This window comes from Pseudomonas sp. D2002, from assembly GCF_013385735.1.
In the GTDB taxonomy this organism is placed as follows: Bacteria; Pseudomonadota; Gammaproteobacteria; order Pseudomonadales; family Pseudomonadaceae; genus Aquipseudomonas.
Genome location: NZ_JACAPL010000009.1, coordinates 45219 through 60177, shown reverse-complemented (window position 1 = coordinate 60177; position 14959 = coordinate 45219). Strand labels below are relative to the sequence as shown.

The following is a 14959-nucleotide window of genomic DNA, read 5'->3' as shown; positions in this document are numbered from 1 at the left end:
GCCATGTGGGATTTCCTGCAGCATCTGTCGTTCTGGGATTGGCTGGCACTGGGGACGGTGCTACTGATTCTTGAGGTGTTCGGCGCCGGTGGCTACCTGCTGTGGATGGGGATCGCCGCCGCCGCCGTGGGCGTGATCAAGTTCCTGGTTCCACCGCTCGGGCTGGAATGGCAACTGCTGCTATTCGCCGTGCTATCGATCCTGACCGCTGTGTACTGGTGGAAACGCCAGCGTAGCAGCGCCAAGGTCAGTGACCAGCCGGGGCTGAACATGCGTGGCTCTGAGCTGATCGGTCGCACCTTTATGGTGCATCAGGCGATCATTGATGGCCGGGGCAAGATAAAAGTCGGTGATAGCGTGTGGATGGCGACCGGGCCGGACAGTCCAGTAGGCGCTCATGTACGTGTCACTGGTCAGGACGGCGTAATTTTACAGGTCGAAACTGTTTAGTCAGTGATGGAACTCGGCTGGGCTATCTACAATCAAACTGTTCAGATAACCCAGTCGGAGTCACCCATCATGCGTCTCAAATATGCTGTCGCAACCCTCGCTGTGCTTTCCCTTCCTGTCGGCTCAGCCATGGCCGACAGCTTCTGGCGCAATGTCATCTCGTCCGGCGCCACTACCGGCTCGACGTACCTGACGTTCAAGGACCACAAGCTGGTGGTCGCCGCTCAAGACGACGCAGGCAGCTTTGTTGCCAGCGACGGCGGCATCCGTGGCCCATACCTGGAAGCCGCCATGCAGAAAGTACGCGCCGATAACCCTGGCTTGCAAGCCACTGACATGGAATTGGCCAACGCCATCCTCGCGAAAAATGCTGTGACCGAGTAACACCGCCCCACAAAAAATGCCGCTCCCTGGGAGCGGCATTTTTTTTGCGCTTTTTCCTACGATGACAGGAAGAGAGTTGCTGGCTGAACAGGAAAAGTCCTGTCGATCACTATGCGCATCGAACAGCATTCTACCGATTCCCTTTTTACCCGGTGAATCGACTCCCATGCGCAAACTCTCTTCCATGCTGCTCCTCGCCGCTATCGCGACACCTTATGCTCAGGCAGAAGGCTGGTATGGCTCGGCCAAGCTGAACAGTGCCCGCCAGAACCTTTCCAGCGCAGAACTGACCAGCCCACGGGTGACTGATCGCGTGGAGGCACCTGATAGCAACAAAGCATTCACTGGCTCATTCGCCGCAGGTTACGCCTTTGCTGATGGCTGGCGCCTGGAAGGTGAATACACCACACGCAACAGCTCGACGTTCGACTCTTATTGGGCGCCCTTCAATGCCAACGTCAATCGCCTGGAAGTCGACAGCCAGCGCTTGATGCTCAACGGCTATAAAAACATCCCGCTCAACGACTGGCTGTCGTTCTACGGTATGGCTGGTATAGGCATGGCGCAAATTGATGCCGAAGGTTATCAGGGCAACCCTAACCGTCAGTTCGCCAGCAACCGCCAATACAATTTCGCCTACAGCGTTGGCTTGGGCCTGGATGCCAAGGTCAGCGAAAAAGTCACCCTGGGCACCGGTTGGCGTTACGTGGACATGGGCAAGGTGGAGACCGGCTACAACACCTTCGCTAACCGCATAAACGCCCGCGATGAACAGCTCAAAGGCAAGCTCAAAGAGCAAAATGTGTTTCTTGAGGCTCGCGTCGCCTTCTGACCTGCTGCAAAAATGCCGCTGATAAAGCGGCATTTTTTTGTGCGCAACATGACGATTCATTCACAGGCGACAGGCTATATTCAGTCGAGCCGTGCAACCATGCCGGTACTGATACGCCCTTACTCATCGCCTACCTGAAACGGATGCCTTCGTCGTTATGAGCCAACAGCCCTTTCTGCCGTTCTCCAAACCTACCATCGATGAAGCCACCATCTCGGCGGTCGGCGATGTACTGCGCTCGGGCTGGATCACCAGCGGGCCGAAAGTGCAGGCATTTGAAGCGCAACTGTCGGAATACTTTGGCGGCCGCCCGGTGCGCACCTTCAACTCCGGCACCTGCACCATGGAAATTGCCTTGCGCATCGCCGGTATTGGCCCTGGCGACGAAGTGATCACCACGCCGATCTCCTGGGTCGCCACGGCCAACGTGATTCTCGAAGTAGGCGCCACGCCGGTGTTTGCCGATATCGACCCGGTCACCCGCAATATCGACCTGGCCCAAGTGGAAGCCGCGATTACCCCGCGTACCAAAGCAATCATCCCGGTCTACCTGGCAGGCCTGCCTCTGGACATGCCGATGCTGTACGCACTGGCCAACAAGTACAACCTGCGCATCGTTGAAGATGCGGCTCAGGCCTTGGGATCCAGCTGGGATGGCGAACGTATTGGCGCCACCGGGGACTTCGTGTCGTTCAGCTTCCAGGCCAACAAGAACATCACCTCCTCGGAAGGGGGTTGCCTGGTATTGAACAATGCCGAGGAGGCCCGCCTGGCGGAAAAATATCGCCTGCAGGGCGTTACCCGTACCGGCTTCGACGGCTTGGACGTGGATGTGTTGGGCGGCAAGTTCAACATGACCGACATTGCAGCGGCCATCGGCCTGGGCCAGTTCGCCCACATCGAGAAGATCACGGCACATCGCCAGAACCTGGCGCGGCACTATTTCAAGTGCTTCGGCAGTGACTTCGAAGAGCAATATGGCGCACAACTGCCGCCAGCGGATTTCGAGAACAGCAACTGGCACCTGTTCCAGCTGGTGTTGCCGGAGCGTCAGGACGGCCTGCCCGCCCGCGCGACGTTCATGGAGCAGATGCAAGCCCATGGCGTCGGCATTGGCTATCACTACCCGCCGATCCACCTGCTGAGCCTCTATCGGGCGCAGGGTTTCAAGGAAGGCATGTTCCCAGTGTCGGAGCGTGTAGGGCGCTTGATCGTGTCGTTGCCGATGTTCACAGCTATGACAGAGGCGGACGTGGAGCGGTCGGTGGCAGCGGTAAAAGCGGTGTTGAAAGCAGACTGATCATTTAAGGCTGGCACAGCACAATGTGGGAGCGGGCTTGCTCGCGAATGCGGTGTATCAGTCAGGACATCCGTTACTGACAGACCGCATTCGCGAGCAAGCCCGCTCCCACATGGGTTTTGCGTTTATTCGCCGATGGCAGCTTTGTAGCCAGCAGCATCCAGCAGCTTTTCCAGATCAGCCGGGTTGTTTGGCTTGAGCTTGAAGATCCAGGCGCTGTAAGGGTCGGAGTTCAGCAGCTCAGGGCTACCACTCAATTCCTCGTTGACCGCAATCACTTCGCCAGCTACCGGGGCGTAGATGTCCGAAGCCGCTTTCACCGATTCGACCACACCAGCCTGGCCTTCAGCTTCAAACTTGGCGCCAACCTCGGCCAGCTCAACAAACACCACATCACCCAACGCTTCCTGAGCATGGTCAGAGATACCGACGGTCACGGTGCCGTCAGCTTCCAGACGGGCCCATTCGTGACTTTCGGCAAAACGCAGGTCGGCAGGGATATCGCTCATAGTCTGTTTCCTCAAGAAGAAATGTCAGCGGCCTCAGGCCTGCCGGAAATAGTTAGATCAAGGTTTTGCCATGACGCACGAAGGTCGGTTTGACCACTCGAACCGGATACCACTTGCCACGGATTTCCACTTCGGCCCGATCAGCAGTTGCCGTCGGCACGCGCGCCAGTGCAATGGATTTGCTTAGCGTAGGAGAGAAACTACCACTGGTGATCTCCCCTTCGCCAACATTGGCGATACGAACCACTTGGTGAGCGCGTAAAACCCCACGTTCTTCCAGCACCAGCCCGACCAGTTTGAACTGCACACCGGCAGCCTTTTCCGCCTCCAAAGCCGCGCGGCCAATGAATTGGCGCTCGGCAGGCTCCCAGGCAATGCTCCAGGCCATGTTGGCCGCCAGGGGCGAAACATCCTGGTGGATATCCTGGCCATACAGGTTCATACCGGCCTCCAGGCGCAGGGTATCGCGTGCGCCCAGGCCGATGGGTGAAATACCGGCACCGACCAGGTCGTTGAAAAACCCAGGCGCCTGATCAGCGGGAAGGACAATCTCCAGGCCATCTTCACCGGTATAGCCCGTGCGGGCGATAAACCAATCGCCGTCGGCCTGGCCTTCAAAGGGCTTGAGCTGGTGGATAAGCGTGCCGCGAGACTGGGTGACCAGCTCGGCGATTTTCTGCCGGGCGTGCGGGCCCTGGATAGCGAGCATCGCCAGCTCGGGCCGCTCATGCAGTTGCACCGCGTAATGGCCCAACTGCGCCTGCATCCAGGCCATATCCTGATCACGCGTAGCCGCGTTGACCACCAGCCGGTAACCGGCTTCGGTGCGGTAGACGATCATGTCGTCCACCACGCCGCCCTGCTCGTTGAGCATGGCGCTGTAAAGCGCACGGCCGCAGCCATGCAAACGATCGACATCATTGGCCAGCAGGCGCTGGAGCCATTCCTTGGCCTGAAGGCCTGTGACATCGATCACGGTCATATGAGATACATCGAACACCCCACAGTCGCGTCGCACCTGATGGTGTTCTTCAACTTGCGAGCCGTAATGCAAAGGCATATCCCAACCGCCAAAATCGACCATTTTCGCGCCGAGGGCGAGATGCAGGTCATACAGAGGCGTACGCTGTCCCATGGGTTTCTCCTTCCGGGCTTGGCGAAGATGCGCAGAGTTGCTGTTTGCGCTGAAAGCCCTGGATTACAAGGCCTGCAGCTGCATACAGCGACTCGCTCCGAAAGACGGAGCGCACCGAATGCCGCGCATTGTAGCCGCAAGCTGTAGGACTGGCACCTAACCGATTTGTCGTGCCGAGCGTCGGATCAAGCCGATCACTGGCAACAGCCCCACCAACACCAGCGTCAACGCCGGCAACGAGGCGCGCGCCCATTCACCTTCACTGGTCATTTCAAAGATCCGGACCGCCAGGGTGTCCCAGCCAAACGGGCGCATCAGCAGGGTCGCGGGCATTTCCTTGAGCACATCGACAAACACCAACAGCGCCGCGCTCAACGTGCCCGGCAGCAAGAGTGGCAGATACACTTTGCAAAACAGTCGCGGCCCACTCACCCCAAGGCTGCGGGCTGCTTCGGGTAACGACGGGCGGATTCGCGCGAGGCTGTTTTCCAGCGGCCCATAGGCCACCGCCAGGAATCGCACCAGATAGGCCAGCACCAATGCCGACAGGCTGCCCAGCAACAAGGGCTTGCCCGCGCCGCCGAGCCAGCCCGACAACGGCACCACCAGCTCACGGTCCAGGTAGCTGAACGCCAACATGATCGACACCGCCAGCACCGAACCCGGCAAGGCATAGCCGACGTTGGCCAGGCTGATGCCGGAGCGAATCGCCCGGGTCGGCGCCAAGCGGTTGGCAAAGGCCAATATCAACGCCACGCTGACCGTGATCAGCGCCGCGATGCCACCCAGATAAAGGGTGTGGACAATCAAGCCGGTATAACGCTCATCCAGATCAAACCGCCCACGCTGCCAGAACCAGGCGACCAACTGCAGCATCGGAATGACAAAGGCGCAGGCGAATACCAAGCCACACCACGTGCTGGCTGCCGCTGCCTTGACCCCACGCAGGTGATACAACGCCTTGCCCCGTGGCCGCTCATTGCTCGGGCGGCTGGCCCCGCGAGCACGCCGTTCGCCATAGAGCACCAGCATCACCACCAACAGCAACAGACTGGCCAGCTGGGCGGCGCTGGAAAGGCTGAAAAAACCGTACCAGGTTTTGTAGATGGCCGTGGTGAAGGTGTCGAAGTTGAACACCGAGACAGCGCCGAAATCCGCCAGGGTCTCCATCAACGCCAGGGCTACACCGGCACCGATCGCCGGCCGTGCCATGGGCAACGCCACGCGCCAGAACGCTTGCCAGGGCGATTGTCCCAGCACCCGCGCCGCTTCCATGAGGCCTTTGCCCTGAGCCAAAAACGCCGTACGCGCCAGCAGGTAGACGTAGGGATAGAACACCAGCACCAACACGATGATCACGCCGCTGGTGGAACGCACGCGTGGCAGGCGCAGGCCGTTGCCAAACCACTCGCGCAGCAAGGTTTGCACTGGCCCCGAAAAATCCAGCAAGCCGACAAACACAAAAGCCAGTACGTAGGCCGGAATCGCGAAGGGCAACATCAACGCCCAGTCGAGCCAGCGCCGCCCAGGGAATTCGCAGAGGCTGGTCAACCACGCGAGGCTCACGCCCAATAGCGTGACGCCAACACCGACGCCCAGCACCAGCGTCAAGGTGTTGCCCAGCAGGCGTGGCATCTGGGTTTCCCACAGATGGGACCAGATCTGTTGATCGATGCTTTGCCAGGACAGCAACAGCACGCTCAGCGGCAGCAGCACCAGGGCGGCGACGGTGAAGACCGGCAGGTACCAGCGGCGTTGGGCGGGGTGGGCCAAGGAAAAGCTCTCTAAGAAATGATGATTTAGACGTCACCTCGAACCAATGTGGGAGCGGGCTTGCTCGCGAAAGCGGTGTATCAGTCACACATGTATCGACTGACACGACGCATTCGCGAGCAAGCCCGCTCCCACATTTAGATCGGCGGCGTCTTACAAATTGTACTTAGTTCCAGCCAGCGCGATCCATCAACCGAATCGCCTCGGCCTGGCGCTTGCCCGCCACTTCCACCGGCAAGGTGTCGGCCACGAACTTGCCCCAGGTTGCCACTTCCGCCGACGGCGGCACGGCCGGGTTGGCCGGGAATTCCTGGTTCACATCGGCAAAGATCTTCTGCGCCTCAGGCGTGGTCATCCATTCCACCAAGGCCTTGGCGGCTTCCGGGTGCGGCGCGTGCTTGGTCAGGCCGATGCCCGACAGGTTCACGTGTACGCCACGGTCGCCCTGGTTCGGCCAGAACAGCTTCACTGCCAGGTCCGGTTTCTGCTTGTGCAGGCGGCCGTAGTAGTAGGTGTTGACGATACCCACGTCGCACTGCCCGGCGTTGATGGCTTCGAGCACGGCGATGTCATCGGAGAACACATCGGTGGACAGGTTGTTGACCCAACCCTTGACGATTTCTTCGGTCTTGGCCGCGCCATGGGTTTCGATCAGCGTGGCGGTCAGCGATTGGTTGTAGACCTTCTTCGCTGTGCGCAGGCACAAGCGGCCTTCCCATTGCTTGTCGGCCAGGGCTTCGTAAGTGGTCAGGTCACCCGGTTTTACCCTGTCGGTGGAATAGGCGATGGTCCGCGCGCGCAGGCTCAAGCCGGTCCAGGCGTGGTTCGAAGAGCGGTATTGAAGGGGAATGTTCTTGTCGATCACCTCGGAGGTGAACGGCTGCAAAATGCCCATCTGTTCGGCTTGCCAGAGGTTGCCGGCATCAACGGTGAGCAGCAGGTCAGCCGTGGCGTTTTCGCCTTCGGCCTTGATCCGCTGCATCAACGGGGCTTCCTTGTCGGTGATGAACTTGACCTGCACGCCGGTCTTTTTGGTGTAGGCGTCGAACACCGGCTTGATCAGTTCATCGATGCGCGAGGAGTAGACCACGACTTCGTCGGCTGCCTGCACGGTGGTGCTGCCGATAAGGGTGAGTGCCAGGGCAGTCAGGAGGCGTTTGGGTGCCAACATGGGTGCGGTCTCTCATATGCAAATTGAAAGCAAATGATAGGGACTCACATTTGGTGGCGCTCGGTGCAGGCGTTACCAGATGTTGCACAGCTCTTTCCCACAAGGGTTGGTATTTCAAGTTCAGGGTTTGGCCAGCTCCGGGAGATCGCCTGTCAAACCCAAGGCCTGCCGGACGAAGACGGCTTTGGCTTCCGGCATCTGGTCGACCAGTTTCAACCCGGCATTACGCAACCAGCGCAGTGGCAGCTGATCGGCCTGGAACAACCGTTCAAAACCTTCCATCGCGGCCATCAGCGCGAGATTGTGCGGCATGCGCCGACGCTCGTAACGGCTCAGCACCTTCACATCCGCCAGGCGCTCGCCGCGTTCGGTCGCCGCCAGCAGCACTTCGGCCAGCACCGCCGCATCAAGGAAACCCAGGTTCACGCCCTGCCCCGCCAACGGGTGGATCACGTGGGCGGCGTCGCCGATCAGCGCCAGGCCTTCGGCCACATAGCGTTTGGCGTGACGTTGACGCAAAGGCACACACACACGCGGGTCGGCGCTGATCACCGTGCCGAGTCGCCCTTCAAAGGCGCGCTCCAGTTCACGGCAGAAGCTGTCGTCATCCAGCGCCATCAGGCGTTCGGACTCAGCCGGTGTGGTCGACCAGACGATCGAGCACCAATCCTCTTGCCCATCGCGCACCAACGGCAGAAACGCCAGCGGCCCGGTGTCGGTAAAGCGTTGCCACGCCGTGCGCTGGTGCGCCTGGCTGCTGCGCACGCTGGTGACGATGGCGTTATGCAGGTAATCCCACTCGCGCGTGGCGGTGCCGGTCAGGCGGCGTACGGCGGAGTTGGCACCGTCGGCAGCCACCACCAGCGGCGCGCGCAATTTGCGGCCGTCGGCCAGGGTCAGCAGCCATTCATCGCCGGAGCGGCGCATCTGTTCCAGGCGTGCATTGGCCAACAGGCCCAGGTCGCAATCGTGCAGGCGGTCGAGCAAGGCATCCTGAACCACGCGGTTCTCGACGATATGCCCGAGCACTTCGGCATGCACGCTGGCGGCCGAAAAGTGGATCTGCCCGGTGCCGCTGCCGTCCCACACTTGCATGTCGCCGTAAGGGCTGGCGCGCCGCGAGACGATGCCGTCCCACACGCCGAGGCGCTCAAGAATGCGCTGGCTGGCAGCCGACAAGGCGCTTACGCGGGGTTCGAAGGCCGCATCCTGGTCGAACGGCTTGACGCTCAGCGAGCTGCCATCGAGCAACAACACCTGCAGGCCACTGCCCTGCAACGCCAGCGCCAGGGCGCTCCCGACCATTCCGGCCCCGACAATCAGCACATCTGCGCGCATGTCCATGCTTTAAGCCTGCTTTGCTGGCGGCTTGCGCCGCACGTAAAGGGTTTTGTCGACCCGCGCCACCAAGGTGCCGGAGCCGTCATGAATCTGCACCTGGAGGTGAGGCAAGTATTTCTCGCCACCTTCGGTCTGCCTGCGGATCTCATCCAGCAAGGCCTCGTCGATGGAGAACTCGGCATACACCGGACCTTTGCCCGGCGACACGAAGTCGATGCTCGCGGCTTTGTCCCAGACGATGTAGTCGCGGCCCAGGTTCTCCATCAGCAGCAACATATAGAACGGGTCGACCATCGAATACAGGCTGCCGCCGAATTGCGTGCCGACGTAGTTGCGGTTGTACCAGCCCAGGCCCATGCGCACCTTGACATGGCGGAAGTCGGCGCTGAGTGTCTGCACCCGGATTCCAGCGCCCAGGTACGGCGGGTACAAGGACATAACCCAGCGCAACAGCCGCGCCTTGCCCAGGCGCCGGGTCAGCCAGTTACGCATCGGGGCGCGTGCCCAGGCCCATGGCCTGACGGGCGAACCAACGTTTGGCCGGCGGCAACAGGTCCAGGCCGAGCAGGCCCATGTTGCGGCCCAAGGCCACCAACGGCTGGGCACTGCCAAACAGGCGCGTGACTTGATCGGAGAAGCCCACGGTGAGCTTCTGGTCCAAGTGCTGACGCTCGCGATAGCTTTGCAGGGTCGCCAAATCGCCCGGCACCGCTGGCCCGGCCAGCAAGGCTTCGGCCAAGGCGTTCGCGTCACGCAGGGACAGGTTGAACCCCTGCCCGGCAATCGGGTGCAGGCTGTGGGCGGCGTTGCCGAGGACGGCCAGGTGCGAGCGTACTTGTTCTTCGGCTTCCACCAGCGTCAGCGGGTACAGGTGCCGCGCGCCGACTTGTTTCAAGGTGCCCAGGCGGTAGCCGAACACGCCCTGCAATTCACTGAGGAAGCTGCGCTCATCGAGGTTGGCCAGGCGCTGGGCGTCCATGCCGATGCGCGTCCACACCAGCGCGCAGCGGTTGTCCGGCAGCGGCAGCAAGGCCATCGGGCCTTCATCGGTAAAACGCTCGAAGGCCTCACCGTTGTGGGCTTCGCTTGGGGTGATGTTGGCGATGAGCGCGCTTTGGTTGTAGGGCCGGGTTTTCACGCCGATGCCCAATTGCTCGCGCAAACCGGAGCGGCCGCCGTCGGCCAGCACCGCGAGGTCGCACTCCAGCACGGTTTCATCGTTGAGAGTCAGGCGATAGCCATCGGGCAGCGGCTCCATGCGGGTGACTTCCGCCGGGCAGCGCCAACTGACCACTTCTTTGTCCAGGCCTTGCCACAGGCACTGGCCGAGCCAGGCGTTTTCCACCACATAGCCGAGGGCTGGCACGCCCTCTTCCATTGCGGACAGGCGCGCGGTGGAGAAGCGGCCACGGTCCGACACGTGAATCTGTTTGATCGGCTCGGCGCGGCGGGAAATGTCCTGCCACAAACCCAAGCGCTGATAAATCTGCCGAGCGCCGTAAGACAACGCCGACGAACGCGCGTCGTAGCTCGGCTGGTAGCTGTCACCCGGCGCAAACGGTTCGATCAGCACGATCTTCCAGCCACGCGCCTTGGCGCCTGCCTGCAACGCCAACGCCAGGCTGGCGCCCACCAGGCCGCCGCCGATAATGGCCAGGTTGACCCGGCTCATCGGGCAGCCGCCATCAGCGCTTCAATCTCGGCGACGGTCTTGGGCACGCCGCCGGTCAGAATTTCACAGCCTTGCTTGGTCACTACCACGTCGTCCTCGATGCGTACGCCAATGCCACGCCATTTCTTCGCCACGTTCTGGTTATCCGGCGAAATATAGATGCCGGGTTCCACGGTCAAGGCCATGCCGACTTCCAGCACCCGCCATTCGCCGCCTACCTTGTACTCGCCCACATCATGCACATCCATGCCCAACCAGTGGCCGGCGCGGTGCATATAGAAGGCGCGATAGGCTTCGCTGGCGATCAACTCGTCGACGTCGCCTTGCAACAGCCCCAGCTTCACCAGCCCGGCGGTGATGACACGCACCGTCGCCTCATGGGCCTGGTTCCAATGTTTGTTCGGCGCGATCTCGGCAAAGGCGGCTTCCTGAGAGGCCAGCACAATCTCGTAGATCGCCTTTTGCTCGGGCGAAAACTTACCGCTGACCGGCCAGGTGCGGGTGATGTCGCTGGCATAGCAGTCGATCTCGCAACCGGCGTCGATCAGCACCAGATCGCCGTCCTTGAGCACGGCGTCATTCTGCTGGTAATGCAGGATGCAGCTGTTGCGCCCGGCGGCGACGATGGAGCCATAGGCCGGCATCTTCGCGCCGCCCTTGCGGAATTCGTAATCCAGCTCGGCTTCCAGGCTGAACTCATACAACCCGGCGCGGCTGGCCTGCATCGCCTTGACGTGGGCCGCACAGGAAATTCGCGCAGCCTCGCGCATCACCTTCACTTCTGCCGCCGATTTATACAGGCGCATGTCGTGAAGCAGGTGATCCAGGGCAACAAATTCGTTCGGTGGCTGGGCGCCGAGGTGCGCTTTAGAGCGGATCACGTTGATCCACTCCATCACATGCCGGTCGAATTCGGCGTTGCTGCCCATGGCCGAGTACACCCGGTCACGGCCTTCGATCAGGCCGGGCAGGATGTCGTCGATATCGGTGATGGGGAACGCGTCGTCGGCGCCAAAGTCACGGATCGCGCCTTCGGTGCCGGCGCGCAGGCCGTCCCACAATTCGCGTTCGGCATTGCGCTCGCGGCAGAACAGCACGTACTCGCCGTGCTGGCGACCGGGCATCAGCACGATCACCGCTTCGGGCTCGGGGAAACCGCTGAGGTACTGGAAGTCGCTGTCCTGGCGGTAAACGTGCTCGACATCACGGTTGCGGATCGCCACGGCGGCGGCCGGCAGGATCGCGATGCTGTTGGGTTCCATCTGCGCCATGAGCGCCTTGCGGCGACGGGTGTATTCCGCTTTCGGGATATGGATCATGGGCAGATGGGCTTCCTTACTTAGTGCAGCGACGGCTTGGGTGCGGCGGGCTCAGCAGATTTCTTGGTCTCGGTGAACAGCAGCAGCGGCGCGACGCGCAGGTATTCCATCACTTCCATGTAGTCGCCTTCGCCGTCTTCGGATTCTTCCAGGGCGTCTTGCACCTGGGAGATCGCTGCCAGGTCCTGCAGCACTTCCTTGGCGTCGGTGCTCAGTTCCAGGCCGCCGGCGTTCACGCCGAAACCGTGGAGGAAGCCCTGGCACCATTGGCCCAGCGCGGCAGCGCGTTCGGTGAGCGGCGCGTCGTCGGTCGGCAGCAGCAGGACCACGGTGACGTCATCACCGGTCAGCTCGCCTTTGACCATTTCTTGCAGGCCGATCAGCGCATTACGCACGTTCTCGGTCGGCTCGGTTTCCAGCAGCTCGGCCACATCCGCCAGCCAGTTGTCGGCATCAAAGCCAACACCGGTGCAACTGCGGCCCAACAGCACGCCGTGCAGTTCGGCGGGCGAGCAAGGATGACCGCTGGAGCTCAGCAATTTGGAAAAAGCGTCGTACGGGGAGTTCTGAATAGGCATGGTGAGCTAGGCGCCAGACGGCGCAATGTCTAGAATGAAGCGCTGTATCCTAGCACCGGCAGACGTACCAAGACTATCGAGGGCGTCAGATCGTTTATCCTGCAGTTGCCATTCATCAGACAAATCCAGTGGAACCCAATGGAAGACACCGACCTGCAAGCGCTGATGGCCAGACTCGAGTTGCTAATTGATCGGGTCGAGCAACTTAAGAGTCAAAACGGACTCCTATTAGCTCAGGAAAAGACCTGGCGCGAGGAACGCGCTCACCTCATTGAAAAAAACGAAATCGCCCGGCGTAAGGTCGAATCGATGATTTCGCGCCTGAAGGCCCTGGAGCAAGACTCATGAGTTCAAGCAATAGCGTTACCGTGCAGATCCTCGACAAAGAATATTCGATCATCTGCCCCCAGGAAGAACGCAGCAACCTGGTGAGTGCTGCCCGCTACCTGGATGGCAAGATGCGTGAAATCCGCAGCAGCGGCAAAGTCATCGGCGCCGACCGCATCGCTGTGATGGCCGCGCTGAACATTACCCACGATTTGCTGCATAAGCAGGAACGGCCTGACGTGCAGGCCAGCGGCTCGACGCGCGAGCAAGTGCGTGACCTGCTGGAACGCGTCGATCTGGTACTTTCTACCGATCCAGAGCCACCCAAGGGCTGATTGCCGAGACTGTTTAAGGTATACTCGCCCCACTCCCTGGCGTGTTTGCCAGTCGGCGATGTCCCTGAGCCGATTCGCACTACCCTGGAAGTTGCACGTTGGGCTGGTGTGCATGTCCGCTAGACGGAAAGCCTTAAAGCCTACTGCATCTTCCACCTTGAACTTTCGGGTTCAAGGGCTAAGTCGACAGCGGCTCTGTCGGGGAGCCTGAATTCCCAAACTCAATGCCAGTCCCAGGACTGGCATTGTTTTATGAGCCGAAAAACCATGACCGAACCTGCGCCGCTTTCCCGTCCGCAACTTCGACGCATGTTGCGCAAAGCCCGCCGCGCCCTGACGCCCAGCGAGCAGCGCCAGGCCGCCCATGGCCTGTATCGGCAACTGGCACAGCACCCGCTGTTTCGCCGGGCCAAACATATCTCTTTGTATCTACCGACGGACGGTGAAATCGATCCGCGCTTGCTGCTGCGCGCTGCTCAGCGTCGGGGCAAGGCGACCTATTTGCCGGTGCTCAGCGCCTGGCCCCGCACCAAGATGGTATTCCAGCGCGTACGGCCTGGGGATAAGTTGCTGCCCAACCGTTTTCGCATTCTGGAGCCACGCGTGAACGCCAATCGCCAACGCCAAGTATGGGCGCTCGATCTGGTGCTGCTGCCACTGGTGGGGTTCGATGATGTGGGTGGGCGTTTGGGCATGGGCGGCGGTTTTTACGACCGCAGCCTGGCCTACCTCGCTCGGCGCCAAAGCTGGCGCAAGCCGACGCTGCTGGGGCTGGCCCATGAATGTCAGAAGGTCGAGCGCTTGGCGCAAGCGAGCTGGGACGTGCCGCTGGCAGGCACTGTCACCGATAAGCAGTGGTATGTCGCAGAAACGTCGCTGCAGTCAGCGACGCCTTGAAAAGGTGTTAACGCTTGAACGGTTGTGACTGCTGCTGAGCCAGTTCAACGGGCGCATCGGTCTTGTTCGACCACAAGCTTTGCGCATACCCGGTGGTCACGACGCCCAGACCAAACAAAATAACCAAAATCCATAGTAAATCCGGTTTACGTTGCATCGATTGCCCCCCTTCAGGCACCTCGTACACGATGACAACAACGTTCCAAAGTAGTCCGTTGCAGCTGCGTCAAGCTTAAAAGCGGGCATTCTGCGGTAACGTGAACCAACACGCAAACCTTGGCGCCAACCGACTGTCGGTTTGTCATGGAATTGCCTGACAACTTGCCCAATGCCTTTTTCAGGAGCCCAAAAATGGCCTACTGGCTGATGAAATCCGAGCCCGACGAACTCTCCATCAACGGCCTGGAAAAGCTCGGCGAAGCCCGCTGGGATGGGGTTCGCAACTACCAGGCGCGCAATTTCCTACGTGCCATGGCCGTTGGTGATGAGTTTTTCTTCTACCACTCCAGCTGCCCCGAGCCGGGCATTGCCGGTATCGGCAAAATCATAGAGGCCGCCTACCCGGACCCGACTGCGCTGGAACCTGAAAGCCACTATTTCGACGCCAAGGCCAGCACCGAGAAAAACCCTTGGAGCGCAATCAACGTGGCGCACGTCGAGACGTTTCCAAAAGTGCTGGGCCTGGGGTATTTGAAACAACAAACCGCGCTCGCCGAGTTGCCTTTGGTGCAAAAAGGCAGCCGGTTGTCGGTGATGCCGGTGACCGCCGAGCAATGGGCAGCGGTGCTCGCCCTGCGCTGAAAAGGCAGAACCCTGCGGTCACACTTCTGGCGCATGCATCTGCGTGCCAAGCGGGTTAGGCTTGCGCTTCATTTGACCGGTATCAACGGCCCCTCGGGCGATACCGGTCAAACTAGGATGCTAATGCCGCAGGAT

At 60.7% G+C, this 14959-nt stretch carries 18 protein-coding genes and 1 other RNA gene; 9 read left to right on the top strand and 10 right to left on the bottom strand.

Going from position 1 to position 14959, the window contains the following annotated elements:
* Positions 1-3 precede the first annotated feature (3 nt).
* From HX783_RS17990 to HX783_RS17975, 4 genes are all read left to right on the top strand, one after another.
* Positions 4-450 carry an NfeD family protein gene (locus tag HX783_RS17990; protein ID WP_159960807.1) on the top strand — a complete coding sequence of 149 codons (447 nt, stop codon included), beginning with the start codon at positions 4-6 and terminating at the stop codon, positions 448-450.
* A gap of 69 nt (positions 451-519) precedes the next feature.
* The gene (locus tag HX783_RS17985) at positions 520-834 is read left to right on the top strand and encodes a DUF2388 domain-containing protein (protein ID WP_003176799.1); all 315 of its coding nucleotides are present in this window, start codon (positions 520-522) and stop codon (positions 832-834) included.
* A gap of 166 nt (positions 835-1000) precedes the next feature.
* Positions 1001-1666 (top strand): outer membrane protein, encoded by a 666-nt coding sequence (locus HX783_RS17980; protein WP_159960809.1) that lies wholly within the window; start codon positions 1001-1003, stop codon positions 1664-1666.
* Between the two features lie 157 nt (positions 1667-1823).
* The gene (locus HX783_RS17975) at positions 1824-2966 is read left to right on the top strand and encodes a DegT/DnrJ/EryC1/StrS aminotransferase family protein (RefSeq protein ID WP_177017782.1); all 1143 of its coding nucleotides are present in this window, start codon (positions 1824-1826) and stop codon (positions 2964-2966) included.
* A gap of 125 nt (positions 2967-3091) precedes the next feature.
* Here the strand turns inward: HX783_RS17975 and gcvH are convergent, their stop codons facing one another.
* The 9 genes from gcvH to HX783_RS17930 form a co-directional block, all read right to left on the bottom strand.
* Positions 3092-3475: a glycine cleavage system protein GcvH gene (gene gcvH / locus HX783_RS17970; protein WP_177017781.1), complete on the bottom strand. Its 384-nt coding sequence runs from the start codon at positions 3473-3475 to the stop codon at positions 3092-3094.
* 52 nt (positions 3476-3527) lie between these two features.
* Positions 3528-4610: a glycine cleavage system aminomethyltransferase GcvT gene (gcvT, locus tag HX783_RS17965; RefSeq protein WP_177017780.1), complete on the bottom strand. Its 1083-nt coding sequence runs from the start codon at positions 4608-4610 to the stop codon at positions 3528-3530.
* 156 nt (positions 4611-4766) lie between these two features.
* Positions 4767-6383: an iron ABC transporter permease gene (locus HX783_RS17960; protein WP_159960817.1), complete on the bottom strand. Its 1617-nt coding sequence runs from the start codon at positions 6381-6383 to the stop codon at positions 4767-4769.
* 166 nt (positions 6384-6549) lie between these two features.
* A complete protein-coding gene (locus HX783_RS17955) occupies positions 6550-7554 on the bottom strand; it encodes an extracellular solute-binding protein (RefSeq protein WP_159960819.1) in 1005 nt (334 codons plus the stop codon).
* A 120-nt stretch (positions 7555-7674) separates the two neighbouring features.
* Entirely contained in the window at positions 7675-8892 is a 1218-nt protein-coding gene (locus tag HX783_RS17950) for a 2-octaprenyl-3-methyl-6-methoxy-1,4-benzoquinol hydroxylase (protein WP_177017968.1), read from the bottom strand.
* 9 nt (positions 8893-8901) lie between these two features.
* Positions 8902-9387 (bottom strand): DUF4442 domain-containing protein, encoded by a 486-nt coding sequence (locus HX783_RS17945; RefSeq protein WP_177017779.1) that lies wholly within the window; start codon positions 9385-9387, stop codon positions 8902-8904.
* Entirely contained in the window at positions 9380-10567 is a 1188-nt protein-coding gene (ubiH, locus tag HX783_RS17940) for a 2-octaprenyl-6-methoxyphenyl hydroxylase (protein WP_177017778.1), read from the bottom strand. The genes HX783_RS17945 and ubiH overlap by 8 nt, the downstream gene beginning before the upstream one ends.
* Complete coding sequence (gene pepP, locus HX783_RS17935) at positions 10564-11886, bottom strand: Xaa-Pro aminopeptidase (protein WP_159960827.1); 1323 nt, start codon at positions 11884-11886, stop codon at positions 10564-10566. Before pepP ends, ubiH begins: the two co-directional genes overlap by 4 nt.
* Positions 11887-11906: 20 nt before the next feature.
* Positions 11907-12464, bottom strand: a complete 558-nt coding sequence (locus HX783_RS17930) for a YecA family protein (protein WP_017135268.1) — start codon at positions 12462-12464, stop codon at positions 11907-11909.
* A 138-nt stretch (positions 12465-12602) separates the two neighbouring features.
* On the opposite strand from HX783_RS17930, the gene HX783_RS17925 reads away from it, so the two are divergent.
* From HX783_RS17925 to HX783_RS17910, 4 genes are all read left to right on the top strand, one after another.
* Positions 12603-12812: a TIGR02449 family protein gene (locus tag HX783_RS17925; RefSeq protein WP_003177365.1), complete on the top strand. Its 210-nt coding sequence runs from the start codon at positions 12603-12605 to the stop codon at positions 12810-12812.
* The gene (locus HX783_RS17920; RefSeq protein ID WP_003213956.1) at positions 12809-13126 is read left to right on the top strand and encodes a cell division protein ZapA; all 318 of its coding nucleotides are present in this window, start codon (positions 12809-12811) and stop codon (positions 13124-13126) included. The genes HX783_RS17925 and HX783_RS17920 overlap by 4 nt, the downstream gene beginning before the upstream one ends.
* 30 nt (positions 13127-13156) lie before the next feature.
* A non-coding RNA gene (gene ssrS, locus HX783_RS17915) (6S RNA) lies at positions 13157-13335 on the top strand.
* Positions 13336-13393: 58 nt separating this feature from the next.
* On the top strand, positions 13394-14023 hold the full coding sequence (locus HX783_RS17910; RefSeq protein WP_177017967.1) for a 5-formyltetrahydrofolate cyclo-ligase: 630 nt from the start codon (positions 13394-13396) through the stop codon (positions 14021-14023).
* A 7-nt stretch (positions 14024-14030) separates the two neighbouring features.
* Here the strand turns inward: HX783_RS17910 and HX783_RS17905 are convergent, their stop codons facing one another.
* Positions 14031-14180, bottom strand: a complete 150-nt coding sequence (locus HX783_RS17905; protein WP_165861623.1) for a hypothetical protein — start codon at positions 14178-14180, stop codon at positions 14031-14033.
* Positions 14181-14374: 194 nt separating this feature from the next.
* On the opposite strand from HX783_RS17905, the gene HX783_RS17900 reads away from it, so the two are divergent.
* Positions 14375-14824, top strand: a complete 450-nt coding sequence (locus tag HX783_RS17900) for an EVE domain-containing protein (protein WP_159960829.1) — start codon at positions 14375-14377, stop codon at positions 14822-14824.
* Positions 14825-14959: the final 135 nt, after the last annotated feature.

Coding starts and splice junctions, on each gene's coding strand:
- gcvT (WP_177017780.1), bottom strand. CDS start 4,610: ATGGGACAGCGTACGCCTCTGTATGACCTGCATCTCGCCCTCGGCGCG.
- HX783_RS17905 (WP_165861623.1), bottom strand. CDS start 14,180: ATGCAACGTAAACCGGATTTACTATGGATTTTGGTTATTTTGTTTGGT.
- HX783_RS17985 (WP_003176799.1), top strand. CDS start 520: ATGCGTCTCAAATATGCTGTCGCAACCCTCGCTGTGCTTTCCCTTCCT.
- gcvH (WP_177017781.1), bottom strand. CDS start 3,475: ATGAGCGATATCCCTGCCGACCTGCGTTTTGCCGAAAGTCACGAATGG.
- HX783_RS17900 (WP_159960829.1), top strand. CDS start 14,375: ATGGCCTACTGGCTGATGAAATCCGAGCCCGACGAACTCTCCATCAAC.
- HX783_RS17920 (WP_003213956.1), top strand. CDS start 12,809: ATGAGTTCAAGCAATAGCGTTACCGTGCAGATCCTCGACAAAGAATAT.
- HX783_RS17990 (WP_159960807.1), top strand. CDS start 4: ATGTGGGATTTCCTGCAGCATCTGTCGTTCTGGGATTGGCTGGCACTG.
- HX783_RS17950 (WP_177017968.1), bottom strand. CDS start 8,892: ATGCGCGCAGATGTGCTGATTGTCGGGGCCGGAATGGTCGGGAGCGCC.
- HX783_RS17925 (WP_003177365.1), top strand. CDS start 12,603: ATGGAAGACACCGACCTGCAAGCGCTGATGGCCAGACTCGAGTTGCTA.
- HX783_RS17945 (WP_177017779.1), bottom strand. CDS start 9,387: ATGCGTAACTGGCTGACCCGGCGCCTGGGCAAGGCGCGGCTGTTGCGC.
- ubiH (WP_177017778.1), bottom strand. CDS start 10,567: ATGAGCCGGGTCAACCTGGCCATTATCGGCGGCGGCCTGGTGGGCGCC.
- HX783_RS17910 (WP_177017967.1), top strand. CDS start 13,394: ATGACCGAACCTGCGCCGCTTTCCCGTCCGCAACTTCGACGCATGTTG.
- HX783_RS17980 (WP_159960809.1), top strand. CDS start 1,001: ATGCGCAAACTCTCTTCCATGCTGCTCCTCGCCGCTATCGCGACACCT.
- HX783_RS17975 (WP_177017782.1), top strand. CDS start 1,824: ATGAGCCAACAGCCCTTTCTGCCGTTCTCCAAACCTACCATCGATGAA.
- HX783_RS17955 (WP_159960819.1), bottom strand. CDS start 7,554: ATGTTGGCACCCAAACGCCTCCTGACTGCCCTGGCACTCACCCTTATC.
- HX783_RS17930 (WP_017135268.1), bottom strand. CDS start 12,464: ATGCCTATTCAGAACTCCCCGTACGACGCTTTTTCCAAATTGCTGAGC.
- pepP (WP_159960827.1), bottom strand. CDS start 11,886: ATGATCCATATCCCGAAAGCGGAATACACCCGTCGCCGCAAGGCGCTC.